Below are 14,166 nucleotides of genomic sequence, written 5' to 3' on the forward strand. Positions count from 1 at the left end.
CGTCTAACGTACCTAGGCAATTTCCAGCTGTCGGTATTTGCCGGGTTGGTCAGGGTCGGGGACGAACCAGGCGGGGTTGCCCTGCTGATCGCGGCCAAGGCGGGCACCGGGTACGGGCGGTTGGTGCGCCAGCCAGGCTCCGGAGGTTGTTTCGGTAACCGACATCGGGAAGAAACCCGCCCGGATGAGTTCGTTGGCACTGTCGATACAGGCATCGCGGATCGTGGCGAGCTCAGCTTCGGTATGGGCTTCGGTAACGAAGCAGGGGAAGCCGTCCCAGATGTGGATGCCTTTCTGCCGCATCAGTGTGAAGAGCAGTTCGCCATAGGGTACATCCTCCGTCCATTTCAGGCGCCACAACGAGCCAAATTGCGCAGCGAACATGGGCAGTTTTAGGCGCGTGAAGGCGGCGTTGAGGCTTTCGGCGATGGTTTCGGCGTGGCGGGTCAGCGTTTTTTGCAGCGCAGGGCCTTTCTCTTTCAGGTGCAGCAACGACGCTTTGGCCGACGCCAGCGCCAGCGGGTGCCGCACAAACGTACCGGCAAAGTAGGTAACACCCACTTCGGGAATCGACTCGTCGCCGTACTCCCAGAAGCCACCGTCGAGCGCGTCCATGAATGATTTCTTACCCGCGATGATCCCGATGGGCAGGCCGCCCCCCACTACTTTTCCGTACGACGCCAGATCGGCCTGGATCCCGAACAAGGCCTGTGCCCCGCCCGGATGCATACGAAAACCAGTAATCACCTCGTCGAAGATGAGCGCCGTGCCCGATGCTTCCGTGATAGCCCGCACTTCCTTTAGGAAAGCGACCGGCTGGAATTCGGCGCGGCGACTCTGCACCGGCTCGACCAGTACGGCCGCCAGTTCGTGCGCCCGTTCGCGGATGATGCGCAGGCTTTCGTCGGTGCCGTAGTCGAGGATAAGCATATTCTGCACCGATTCGGGCATGATCCCCGCCGCCGCCGGGAATGACTTCAGCTTTTTGGTACCACGCACGAGTACCTCATCCACAATGCCGTGGTACGAGCCCGTAAAGGCCACGATCAGCGAGCGGCCGGTGATGGTCCGGGCAATACGCATGGTGCCCAGCACCGCTTCTGAGCCGGTACTGCACAGAGCCGCCCGCTCGTTATTGGTCATTTCGCAGAACAGTTCGCAGACTTCGCCGGCCAGTTCGTGCTGCGGGCCCACTTCAAAGCCATTTTCGACCTGCGCGTGCAGGGCTTCCTTGATGAAATCGGGCTGGTGGCCAAACATGGTGGCACCGAAGCCGTTGAGGGCGTCGATGTATTCGTTACCGTCGACGTCCCAGAGCTTGCTCCCCTTCGAGCGGTTGATCACGATCGGGTAAACCAGTTCTTTGGTCTGCGGCCGGAAACCCGACACCACCCGAGGATCGGCCATCTGAGCGCGGTGTTTCTGCGTGTAGGCTTTGCTACCGGCTGTTTTTGCATTATAGGTCTGGGTCAGTTCGGCCAGAAACTGCTGCTGTTTCGGACCCAGATTGTCCGTTTTTTGCCGCTCGATACGAGCCGTTGCGCCAAACGGTTTTTTTAACTCTACAGCTTCCTCCGGCGTGATGTCGGCGGTGGGCTGGGGACGCGGGGCTGGGGGCGTGGGGGTAGTGGATACGGCCGGAGGTGCAGAAACTGGCGATACGGCGGCTGGGTACGTTGCTGCCCCCTGTCCTATACCGCCCTGCATCAGCGCTACCTGACGGGCCAGTAGCTGCAACTGCTGAGCAATGAGCCCCAGCGCCGAGTCGCCACCGGGTAGGGCGGGCATCGGGTCGAAGCTCGCGGTCCCAGGTCCAGGTACGTTCATCGTAGGTACGTTGCCCATCGGCACTACGGGTGCCGGGGTGGGCGTGGGCTGATGCGTCTCGGCGGGTAGCTGGGCGTCGAGGTAATCGGCAACTTTCTGCGGCGTATCCAGTTCACTGCTCAGCTGCCGGAACGAAATAGGTATCCCAAATGAACCCCGCAGGCTGATCGAAATCTGGGTAAGCAGCAGCGAGTCGAGCCCCAGTTCGAGGAAAGTATCGTTGGCATTCAGATCGCCCAGATCAATGCCAGACGCATCTTCCAATAACGTCTTGATCTTGTTGAGTAAATGTTCGCTTCGCATAGGCGTAGGTACGTTGGCCGGAGCCGGGATGACTAAATTATAGGTTGTATCTGGGATATAGACAGGGGTACTCACAGGCGACGGGGCAACGGGCTCTTCCGCTGGGATTGTCACGTTCATCTGCGTAGGAATCAGCGCCATGTGGCCAGCCGGTGAGTCAATCCAGCACCGCTTGCGGTTAAACGGATAGGTAGGCAACGGGATACGTTTTCCAGCCGAACCGGCAAACACGGCATTCCAGTCGGGCGTGAGTCCGTGTTGCCAAAGCGTACCCAAGGCGGTCAGCAGGGCCTGCTCTTCGGTACGATCGGGATTTGGACGGTGCAGGCTGGCGACCGTCACGACGGGTCGAGTGCCGGCCTGCTGCCGCGCCAGCGTGGTCGAGCTGAAGCCCGGCCCCACTTCAAGTAGTACAGGCTGGCGCAGTTCAAACAGAGTGTCGAGGGCATCGGCAAATCGGACGGTTTCGCGCAGATGCTTCGCCCAGTAGGCGGGGTCGGTCGCCTGCGCGTCGGTCAGCCAGGTGCCGGTTACCGTCGAAACCACGGGTTTCTGCGGTCGCTGCAAGTGGATTTTCTCCACCACGGCCCGGAACGCATCGACTACGGGGTCCATCATGGCCGAGTGGAAGGCGTGGCTGGTCTGCAATACGCGGTTGGGCGTTTGCTGCTTGTCGAGCCGTTGGGCCAGCGCCGCGATGTCTTCGTCGGGCCCCGCTACTACACACAGGCTGTGGCTGTTGATGGCCGCCAGCGACAGGGTTTCGGGCAGGAGCGGCGCCACGTCGGCCGCCGACAGCCGCACCGACAGCATGCTTCCCCGCGGGCAGGCGCTCACTAGCTGGCCCCGCGTCGCGACCAGGTGCAGGGCGTCGGGCAGCGAGAAGACACCGGCTAGGTGCGCCGCAACAAACTCACCGATGCTATGTCCGCAGAATACCGTCGGCTGAATGCCCCAGCTTTGCCAGAGTTGTGCCAAGGCGTAGTTGGTCACGAACAGAGCGGGCTGGGTGTAGCGCGTATTTTTCAGCAGCTCTTTCGCCGCCAGATCTTCATCGTCGGAAAACAGCACCGTCCGGATATCGACATCGAGGTACGGCTGTAACAGGGCCGCGCACGCATCGATCGCCTCTCGATACACGGGTTTCTGGTCGTAAAACGTCCGGCCCATGTTCAGGTACTGCGCGCCCTGACCGGGGAACACAAAAGCCACTTCGCCGGGCTGCTGTTTCAGCACGACACGCGGTGCTTTCGTCAACAAAGCCGGGTCGACAGTGTCTCCGCTGGACACTACCGCAAACTGCCGGTGTGCATAAGCGGGGCGGGTAGTCGCCATCGTATAAGCCACATCAGCTACATCAGCCGTGGCGAGGGCATCGGCCAGTTTTTCGCCATACGCCGTTGCGCTGACGTCGTTTTTCGCCGACCACACTAGTAGAGACGCATTCCCATGCGTCTCCCGCGCGTCAGCCATTTCAGGATGAACAAACGGCTGACGCACAGAAGACGCATGGGAATGCCGCACCGGCGGACCGGTCTCTACATACGCTTCCAACACGACGTGAACGTTGGTGCCGCCGACACCGAATGAACTGACGCCTGCGCGGAGCGGGCCTTCAGCGCTCCAGTCGGTGAGGCGGTCGTTGACGTAGAAGGGACTGCTCCCAAAGTCGATAGCGGGGTTAGGTACGTTGAAATTGATGGACGGCGGCAGTTGACGATGTTGCATCGCCAGCACCGTTTTGATTACGCCCGCCACGCCCGCCGCCTGCGACAGGTGGCCCATGTTGCTTTTCAACGAGCCAATCGCGCAGAATTGGGTCTGGGCCTGTTCGCCAAAGGCCATGCGCAAACCGTCGATCTCGATCGGGTCGCCCAGCGGTGTGCCCGTACCATGGGCTTCTACATAGCTGATGGTAGTGGGGTCGATCTGACCATCAAGGTGGGCGTTGCGGATCGCGGCGGCCTGTCCTTCGGCGCTAGGGGCCGTGAAGCTGCCTTTGCCACCCCCGTCGTTGTTCACCCCAACACCTTTGATGACCGCTAGTATCGGGTCGCCATCGCGTTGGGCGTCGGCCAAGGGTTTCAGGAGCACCACGCCCGCGCCGTCGCTGAAGACGGTCCCTTGCGCTTCGGCATCGAACGACCGACAATGGCCGTCGCGGCTCATCATGGCCCCATCTTCGTAGAGGTGGCCGCTGTTGATGGGGGCTGTAATGCAGGCACCACCCGCCAGCGCCACCGTACACTGCCCGTTCCGCAGGCTCTCGACCGCCTGGGCAATCGCCAGCAGCGACGTCGAACAGGCCGAGTAGACGCTCACGGCGGGGCCCGTCAGGTTCAGTTGGTAGCTGGTTCGGGTAGCGATGTAGTCTTTCTCGTTGACCGTCATTGCCTGAAACGCCCCAACTCGCGCCATCTGCGCCGGATTCGGCAACACATTATTCAGGAAATAGGTGTTGTTGCCACTGCCCGCATAGACGCCCACGATCTCGTCGCGAACCTGCGGCAGGTAGCCGGTCTGCTCCAGCACTTCGTAGGCGATTTCGAGGAAAACGCGCTGCTGCGGGTCCATCAACTCAGCCAACGCGGGCGTAATCCCGAAAAAGGCCGGATCGAACTGATCGGCGTTGGTTATGATGCCCCGCGCTCGAACGTACCCAGGATTGGTGCGCACGGCGGCCGGAATGCTGGCGTCGATCTGATCGGGCGTAAAAAACGTGACGGTCTCACGTCCTTCGGCAAGCACGTTCCAAAGATCGGCGACCGAGTCGGCACCCGGAAACCGGCCCGCCATACCGATGATGGCGATGTCGCCGCCTTCAGCCCGACGGGGTGAGGCAGATTGTCGACCCTTCTTTTGGGTAGTAGCCCCCTGCCCACTCAGGTACGTTGCTAATCCGGCGACGGTAGGGTATTGATACAGTTTGGTAATAGGCAGTGTCTGACCCCGTTGGGCCAGTTGAGCCACGGTCTTCTGCGCCAGCAGCGAGTTACCACCCAGTTCAAAAAAGTTGTCGTCGAGACCAACGGGGCTGATTCCTAACAGCTCGATCCAGATGGCCGCGATAGCTTTTTCCTGTTCCGAAACCGGCTCCCGAAACAACGTACCCAGCGCGGGGCGGGTCGATTCGGGTTTAGGCAGGCGCAGCTTATCCACTTTACCACTAGTGGTGCGGGGTAATTCAGTCAGTTCAATGATATGCGCCGGCAGCATGAAGTCGGGCAGCGTTGCGGCCAGTTTGGCGCGCATATCGGCGACATTGGCCGTTTGCTCAGGCGCCATTAGCACATATGCCACGATACTTTTCAGGCCTGCTTCGTTTTCCAGAGCCACCGCCACCGCCACCGCCTGTTGCACGTCGGGCAGGTGTGCCAGCGCTACCTCGATCTCGCCCAGTTCGACCCGGTTGCCGCGGATTTTCACCTGATCGTCGGCCCGACCCTGAAAATCGAGCAACCGTGCGCCGATGCTGTCAGGTACGTAGCGGGCCAGATCACCAGTACGGTAGAGGGTCATGAGCCCTTTTTCCGGATGCTGCCATTGAATAAAGCGTTCAGCCGTGCGCTCAGGCTGATTCAGGTAACCCAGCCCCACGGGTGACCCGCCAATGCACACCTCCCCTACCTCGCCATCGGGCAAAAGCGTCAGCGTTTCCGACAGAATCAGCACCTCGGCGTTGGCAATGGGCGAGCCAATAGGCGGCAGTTTGGGCCAGTTGGGCGCGTCGCCGGTCAGTTTGTATTGCGTCACCCACACACTCGTTTCGGTGGGGCCATACACATTCATCAGCGTAGCGGTGGGCAACTCGGTAAAAAACCGGCGGATTTGCGGCGTAATGCGGAGGCGTTCGCCACCCGTGATAATCTCCTCAAGCGAAGTCGGGAACAGCCCCTGCGCCTCGGCCGCTTCACATAGGTATTGCAGCACGACGTAGGGCAAAAAGACCCGATTGATGGCGTTATCGACCATAAACCGCAAGAGCCGACCGGCGTCGAGGCGGTAACTATCGTCGATCAGATAGACCGTGCCACCGGTACTGAGCGGCAGGAAGATTTCCTGAAACGAGGCGTCGAAGCTAAGATGACAAAATTGAAGCGTGCGGCTGCCAGGGCGCGCCGGACCATGCGCGGCTTCCCAATGCAACAGGTCGATTAACCCGGCGTGACCCAGACAAACCCCTTTGGGTACGCCCGTTGACCCAGACGTATATAATACACAAACATACGGCGTCTGCTGGTGCGGCTCGGGTACGTCGGCTGGCGCCTCTTCGTTAGTACGCACTTCGGTCAGGCCCAGCCCGTTATACAAATTTTGTGCCAGGTCAGTAAGCACATGCGTCAGTTGCGCATTGTCGATCAATTGCCGAAGGCGACTGGCTGGGTACGTTGGGTCGAGAGGCAAGTAAGCTTTGCCGGCTTTTAGTATCCCCAGTAATTGACTCACCAACGACAGTCGGCGGGTTGTATCGATACCGATAATAGGGGCGTCCGGAGCCTGACTGAGCAGTTGATTGGCAATCCGATTAGCGGCTTCGTTCAGTTGCGCATACGTTTGAACAGCCCCTTCGATTACTACAGCCGGCTGATCGGGGTAGCGACTAGCCATCGCCTCAACGAGTTGCTGAACCTGCTGCGCTTCCGTAAACTGATTGGTCTGTTCGGAAAAAGGTGACGGGTCGTTTAAACGGGGCGTCTGCATAATAGAGTCAACTCAGGCGGTCATCAGGGTCAGCACCAATACTGTGCCCGTATAGCCATAGCCTTTAGACGAAGTCATCCGCACCGGGCCACATTGAGTTTACTTATTGTGGTAACAAATAGGAAAAAGCTATAGACTATTGGTAAAATCTATGTAATCTATACTTAAGTATATGATACCAATTTGTTTTACGTTTTTTGACAATTCCATGAATATAATGTAGTAAACAAAATCTACATTCATATATATATGGACATACACTAATTAGATATTCTATAGAAAGACTAGTGTTTATGAAGGAATTTAAAAGTGACTAGCAACCTCTCAATCAATTTCAATCTCAGAACCTTACTTATTTCCTGTGAAACATACCATCGTCTGTGAGTCCTTACCCAACTTACGATCATGTCTGACAACGGCGCACTGGGTAAATATAGCCTTTAACCAGTAGTAAATAACTGATAATGAACACCTAACGAATAGGTGGTTACGTAGCATTTATCTGGTGAAGGAGAGGCCGCTCAACTCGTAGCGGTGGGCGATCTGTTCCCGGCTGAAGCGAGGAGTTGACCAGTTTGGGGATTGTCTCCAAGCGGCTATCTAGCAACCGACCGCCTAATAAACCGTCAGTTAAATCGTAATTAACGACTGTGACGTATGAAACTAATACCTAGTCTAAAAGCATGTATTTAACGAACTGGCCGGGAGATACAAAAAGAGAATCGACAGCACTGGCTATACAGTGCCTCCACGTAGTCGATTCAGCGTAGCGTAACACGTCAGTTTTTTTACACCCATAATGCCTGCCGCGCACGACTAGATTTCAGCAATTGTCGTGCCAGATTTCTCCAAAAAAGAAGTAGCAGGGAAAACCTAGCCATAATGAAAACGTCATTGAAACACTTGCTTATCGTTGAGGAAAACCCACACATCGTAACGGTTTTAACCCAAACCTTAAGAGCTGACTATCAGATAACAGTAGCCACCAATAGCCGCGACGCCGTTCGCATGTTGATCCAAGGCCGCAAGTTCGACTGTGTGATTACCGAGCTTGACCTGCCCTTCTTCGACGGTCTGGAGTTGATTAAACTGGTCCGTATGAGCAAACTCATGGGCCGCACCCCCATTCTTGTTTTATCAGAAGCGTTTGACAGCGATACCCGGATTGCCTGCCTCGAAGCCGGTGCCGACGGGCACATCGCCAAGCCGTTCAATCCGCTTGAAGTAAAAGTGAAGCTCCAGTCGATGACTGGCCGCTCTGTGCTGGGCATAGAGAAAGCAGAAGCGCAAGCCGTACCGATTCATTCAGCCTTGCTGAAACGATTCTGGTCGCCAGGTTCCCTGAATCTATAATCGAACCGTACCAGGTCAAACGCCTCATTGACGCTGGTAACAGATGCCGGAAACCATGTCTGCTTTTCCCACACACCACAACACTTCACCGACTATGAATGGGCAGCAAGCGCCATGCTTAGTGCTGGTCGATAAAAATGAGGCCGTATTTAGCCAAATCAGCGACTGGCTGGATGCTTCGTGCCTGATCCGCTGGTATCAGCGGATGGACGATGCCATTGCCTGGGTACGTGACCGCCGATCTACCTCGCTCATCATCATCAACGAAACCGAAGCCCAAGCCGACTCACTGGCTGCCCTTCGCGACCTGACTATACAGCGCAGTGTACCGATTTTGCTGCTCTGCCAGACCGTTACCGACCGGGTAACCCAGCTGGCCATGCACACGGGCGTCACCGATCTGCTTACGCTGACCGATCCGACCCATCTGGAGCGCCGGATCAAGTTTTTCCTGACGCTGATGCGCCGGGTCGCTACTCAGCCCGACGCGGAAGTGGAAGGGCAGGCCTTTACCTTTCAATTACCGACCTGGAAACGCGCCATCGACATCGCGGCCTCCCTGCAGGCACTGATCGTGTTCAGCCCGCTGATGCTGCTGGTGGCTATTCTCATCAAACTCGACTCGAAGGGGCCGGTATTTTTTAAATCGAAACGGGTGGGTTCCAACTACCGCGTTTTCGATATGATCAAGTTCCGCACGATGCGGACCGATGCGGCCACGATGTTGAAAGACATGGCCTCAGAAAACCTGTACAACACTAGCGGTGTCAGCGACGAAACCCCGCAGGTGAAAGATATCTGCGAAGAATGTGCGTTGATTGCTTCATCCTGCCAGCGCAAGCTCTTCCACAACGACCGCTTTGTCTGCGAACGTCAATACCTCAAACAGGGCGAGAAAGGCGCCACGTTTGTTAAATTCCGGAACGACCCGCGCATTACGCGCCTTGGTCATTTCCTGCGCAACAGCAGCATCGACGAACTTCCGCAGCTGATCAACATCCTGCGTGGCGATATGTCGCTGGTTGGGAACCGCCCACTACCCGTATACGAGGCCGAAAAACTTACGGCCGATCAGACGGTGAAGCGCTTCGCGGGGCCCAGCGGCCTCACGGGCTTGTGGCAAGTGCAGAAACGCGCTAAAGGTGAAGCCAAAATGGACGAGCAGGAGCGCATTGCCCTCGATATCAAATACGTCGAAACGTTCTCGTTCTGGAACGACATGAAAATCATTTACCAGACGTTTTTCAGCCTTTGGCAGCAGGAAAACGTCTAATTGATCGACGAAGGCGCTCGGCAGGCTAAACGGTAATTAACGCACGACGATGTGCTGCCGAAGCGCCACTTCACCGCTTGTCGTTTACTACTCACCGTTTCTGGTTCCATGCTGCTTATCCTTCTCTTCTGGTTATTGTTTGCGCTGGTCGTGTATACGTACCTGGGTTATGGTCTCCTGCTGTGGGGCATCGTGCGGGTACGTCGGGCCCTGGGTATTGGCCAGCGAGTATTGCCGCCAATGGGCGAACCCGCCGATGTAACGCTGGTTGTGCCGGCCTATAACGAGATCGACTGCCTGCCTGCCAAGCTACAAAACTGCCTTGATCAGGATTACCCCGCTTCCCGGCTTCATTTACTGTTCGTGGTCGAAGGATCGACCGACGGTTCGGCCGAATGGCTGGAAGCGCAGCGCGCCAACGTACCCAACCTCACTATCCTCTCCGGGACGGATCGGCTGGGCAAAATCGTGGCGATGAACAAAGCCATGAAGCTGGTAAAAACGCCGCTCGTCATCTTCACCGACGCCAACACGCACCTTAACCCCGAGGCGGTCTCGCGGCTGGTTCGGAAGTTCGACCTGCCCAACGTAGGGGCCGTAACGGGCGAAAAACGCATTCAGTTGGAAGCGGCCGAAGCCGCCACAGGCAGCGGCGAAGGACTTTACTGGAAATACGAATCGTTTCTGAAACGCCTTGACGCCGAGTTGCACACCATTGTGGGAGCCGCGGGCGAGTTGTTTGCTATCCGTACCGATCTGTTTGAGCCTGTTGAAGCCGACACCCTGCTCGACGACTTCATGATTTCGTTGCGGATTGCCGCGCGCGGCTACCGGGTCGAGTATGAACCCAACGCCTACGCACTCGAACGGCCGTCGGCGGCGATTCGGGAGGAACAAAAACGCAAAGTTCGTATTGCGACCGGCGGCTTCCAGTCGATCGCCCGGTTGCGGCCGCTGTTCAACATCGGCCGGTATGGCTGGTTGAGTTTTCAGTACGTATCCCACCGAGTGCTGCGCTGGGCGGTAACACCTTTTTGCCTGCCCCTGCTGCTGCTACTAAATGGGCTGATCCTGCTACAATTGGTATACCAGCATGCCTCGTTGATCGCAATTGGCTTCTGGACCGTTATGTTACTTGGCCAAATTGCCTTTTACAGTCTTGCCTGGATCGGGTATCGGCTCGAAGATCAACAGACTCGCTGGAAGCCTGCTTTTGTTCCCTTCTACTTCACGTTTATGAACTGGTGCGTGTTGCAGGGGTTCATACGCTACCGACGCGGGGGGCTTTCTGGCATTTGGGAGAAAGCCACGCGAGCCGCCTGACGGCTCCCCGATAACCTACCGCCCGTGCAATTAGTGGGCAAGAGATCGCTTTCGGGCCGTAAATTTCCCCTGTTAAAAAAATAGGTTCTCTATCCTGTGTATGTATCCCCGCGATGCTGTGACAGGTTGGCACACTTTTCGTCAGAATAGATAGACAGCCTACGTCAAAAATCCCGTCGACCCTCGTCGGGTTGTCCATTTTAATCGCCCATGAACCGCTTGGTATCATTGAGTTCTTTTTATCGCTTTTCCAGCAGTCTATTAACCATAGCGATTATCTTCACCTCCGTTCGTGGCTACGGGCAGAATACAGGAGCGCGGGGTATGGTATCGTTCGGTAAATCGGCGGGGTTAGCCAGTGACACACTGTATCTGGACGTCAATCAGGATATTGCCGTGCAGTTGTTACCGTTTGAGCAACTATTGAAGGTGGCCATTGCTTACTCGCCCCTGATGAAATACCAGCGTGAAGTGGTAGGCATTGCTGATGCCGCCACCAGTGTAACCAAAGCGCAGATTTTGCAGAACGTGAGCGCGAGTGGCGGGTACGCGTGGACTAATCAATCGCTGGGCGGCAACACCCGGTCGAGTGTGCCGGTTACGCCAGGCACAGGCACACCGGGCACCAACCCGGACGTGAACACGAATACGTCGGGACTGCAACTGTCCAATGGCTACCGGGCGGGTGTTGATGTACGCATTTCCTTGTTCGATCTCTTCGGCCGCAAACACCAGATTCGGCAGGCAGTGGCGAATCAGCGGGCAGCCGAAGCGCAGCTCGACGTACTCGAACTCCAGCTACGGCAGCAGTTGATTACGTTGTACCAGGATATGATTACGTCGCAGCAGGTGTTGAAGGTGCGGTTGCTCGACGAACAGGCGTCACTGGCGGCCTACCGCATCGCCGAAGCCGAATTGCAGAAAGGGACCATTACAGCGACGGCCTTTGCCGCCTCTACTACCCAGTATGCACAAACCAAATCGCTCTCAGAACAACTAAAAGGCGATTTCTTGAAACAGGTTCACTTTTTTGAAGCCCTGATGGGTGTTCCCATTCAACGGCTGAAACGATAAAATATGGGTTCAACGATCAGGGTCTAGCAGTCAACGAGGCACCGCCATCTGAGATAGAGATTATGGTGATACCTTGACCGTTGGCCATCGACTATTGAACGCTCTCTGCTTATGTCACTCGACGGATTTTTAAGGCTAATGAAACAGCACGCGCTGCTGTTTGTACTGCTGCCGGCCATTACGGCCGCGACAGCCTTCTATGCCACGCGCCATGAGAAAAAGGTCTATAAGTCGGAGTCGACACTCTACACCGGGCTGGCATCGGGCTATAACCTGCTGAGCGACCGGCAATCGTCGTTTATGGACCGCTCGACGGGCGCCTTTGATAACCTCATGACCACGCTCACGTCCAAAGAAACGCTGTTGCAAGTGGGCATCAACCTGCTGGCCGATCATCTTCAGCTCCGCGAGTCGGATAGCCTGGTGCTTGGCTGGAACGGCTACCAGTGGCTTGAGCAGGAACTGCCCCGGCCCATGCGTGATGAGTTGGGTCTGTTTGGCCCCACGCCAAGGCTGCGGAAAGCATTAGACAGTCTGGCCAAAGCCGCCACGCCAAACCCCATCAAGACCCTGCTCTTCACCTCCGACTCGCCATATTCGGTTGAGAGCCTGATGATGAAACTGAAAGGGTCGCCGCGCAAGAACAACAATGACGTACTCCTGATGGAGTATGAGGCCAACGATCCTGCCGTAGCGCAGAAAACGTTGATCTACGCCATCGACGTGCTCAACGAGCGCAACACCCAGTATAAAACGTCGGAAACCAACTCGGTTGTCAAGTATTACGAGGGTCGGTTGGGTGCAGCCAAGACCAAACTCGATCAGGCTGAAGCCCGGCTGCGCGCCTTTAACGAGAACAATCAGGTACTGGACTACGACGAAGAGGCCCGTAACGTAGCCACCGCCCGCGAAGCTCTCACCGACCAATACAACCAGGAACTGATGCGTCGCGATGCCGCCAAGGCCTCGCTCGACGCCATCAACAAGCGCATGGGTCAACAGGGGAACGTATCGGCTGCCAACAGCGACCTGGCCGATAAGCGCCGCAAACTGGCCACCGCCGAGACCCAACTGGCCAATGCACAGGCCTATGGACAGCCCCGGCACGTCCTTACCAAACTACAGGCTGCCGCAAATCAGGCCGCCGAGGAGCTGAGAACCAGCGCCCAACGCTACGACGCCGTTACTAGTACTTCCGACGCGCTGCCGCAGGCGACTCTCGCCGCCGACAAGTTGAACAAGCAGCTTGAGTACGACGAGTCGGTTGCACGCCTGCAGGTCTACGCCCGGCGCATGAATGAATACCAGAGCAAGACCAACACCTATGGTCCGCTGGGTTCGCAACTGCGTCAGCTAACGCTCGACCGCGAACTGGCTGAGCAGGAATACAAATCACTGAAGCAGCAGGTTGATCAGTCGCAGACCCGCAAGCAGGACGTTGAAGTTGGGGGTAAGCTTCAAATTCTCGATGCGCCAAACTTCCCGCTCGAGCCGCAGGCTTCGAAACGTAAGCAGATGGTGATCATTGGGATCGGTGTAGGGATTTTCCTGGCGTTGTTGCTGACGGCCCTGCGCCTGTGGCTCGACAAACGCATTCAATCACCTGAGCAGGCCGAAAGCCTAATCGGGTTACCAGCATCGGCTTTTTTCCCCGTCGTAAAAAATCCGCTGTCGACAGCCAAAGCCGCCCGCGCGGCGCGAGTCATGTTCGAACAGTTGTTCAACGCCATCAACATCGAGATCGCGCAGGTAAAAGACAAGCCGTACCCACCCGTTATTTCGCTTTTTAGCGTGTTGCCCAAACAGGGTAAAACGTGGGTCGCTAATGGCCTGCTCCGGCTTGCCGAAGAGTCGGATCTGCGCGTGGCCTATTGCTATCCCGCAGTAACGGGCAAAGAACGCCGGGAATTGAATCTGGGGATAACGTACCTGCCGTATACGGTTAAGTCCGATTTCATGAACGTGACCAGTGTCGATTACCTGATCGACGCCGAACACGAGTTTGACTCGACGCAGTTCGACCGGATTTTCCTGGAAATGCCCGCGCTGGTTAATCATCAGATGCCGGTATACCTGCTAAAAAATACTGCCTTATCCCTGCTGATCGTCGACGCCAACAGCACCTGGAGCCGCGCCGAAAAGCAACTTATGGCCCTGTATGAGCGCATTACGCGGCAGTCTACCTTGCTGGTATTGAATAAAATAGGTGGTGACTACATCGACAATGCCAGCGCGGCGGTCGACATAGAAACACCTGAGCAAAAACGGAAACTTCAAACTGAGCGCAGAGGGTAGATTAAAATAGCATTAAA

6 protein-coding genes are annotated in these 14,166 nt (G+C 56.6%); 5 read left to right on the forward strand and 1 reads right to left on the reverse strand.

Translation table 11 applies throughout. The annotated features are described in order from the left end of the window. Positions 1-12 precede the first annotated feature (12 nt). Complete coding sequence (locus tag ACAW74_RS08635) at positions 13-6,831, reverse strand: amino acid adenylation domain-containing protein (RefSeq protein ID WP_370697785.1); 6,819 nt, start codon at positions 6,829-6,831, stop codon at positions 13-15. 882 nt (positions 6,832-7,713) lie between these two features. Here ACAW74_RS08635 and ACAW74_RS08640 point away from each other — a divergent pair. The 5 genes from ACAW74_RS08640 (at position 7,714) to ACAW74_RS08660 (ending at position 14,149) form a co-directional block, all read left to right on the forward strand. Continuing rightward, complete coding sequence (locus tag ACAW74_RS08640) at positions 7,714-8,184, forward strand: response regulator (protein ID WP_370697786.1); 471 nt, start codon at positions 7,714-7,716, stop codon at positions 8,182-8,184. A gap of 94 nt (positions 8,185-8,278) precedes the next feature. After that, positions 8,279-9,457 (forward strand): sugar transferase, encoded by a 1,179-nt coding sequence (locus ACAW74_RS08645; protein WP_370697787.1) that lies wholly within the window; start codon positions 8,279-8,281, stop codon positions 9,455-9,457. 108 nt (positions 9,458-9,565) lie between these two features. After that, positions 9,566-10,780, forward strand: a complete 1,215-nt coding sequence (locus ACAW74_RS08650) for a glycosyltransferase family 2 protein (protein ID WP_370697788.1) — start codon at positions 9,566-9,568, stop codon at positions 10,778-10,780. Positions 10,781-10,990: 210 nt separating this feature from the next. Further along, on the forward strand, positions 10,991-11,854 hold the full coding sequence (locus ACAW74_RS08655; RefSeq protein WP_370697789.1) for a TolC family protein: 864 nt from the start codon (positions 10,991-10,993) through the stop codon (positions 11,852-11,854). Between the two features lie 111 nt (positions 11,855-11,965). Further along, positions 11,966-14,149 (forward strand): GumC family protein, encoded by a 2,184-nt coding sequence (locus ACAW74_RS08660; RefSeq protein WP_370697790.1) that lies wholly within the window; start codon positions 11,966-11,968, stop codon positions 14,147-14,149. The last annotated feature ends 17 nt before the right edge of the window (positions 14,150-14,166 follow it).

The organism is Fibrella musci (genome assembly GCF_041321105.1).
In the GTDB taxonomy this organism is placed as follows: Bacteria; Bacteroidota; Bacteroidia; order Cytophagales; family Spirosomataceae; genus Fibrella; species Fibrella musci.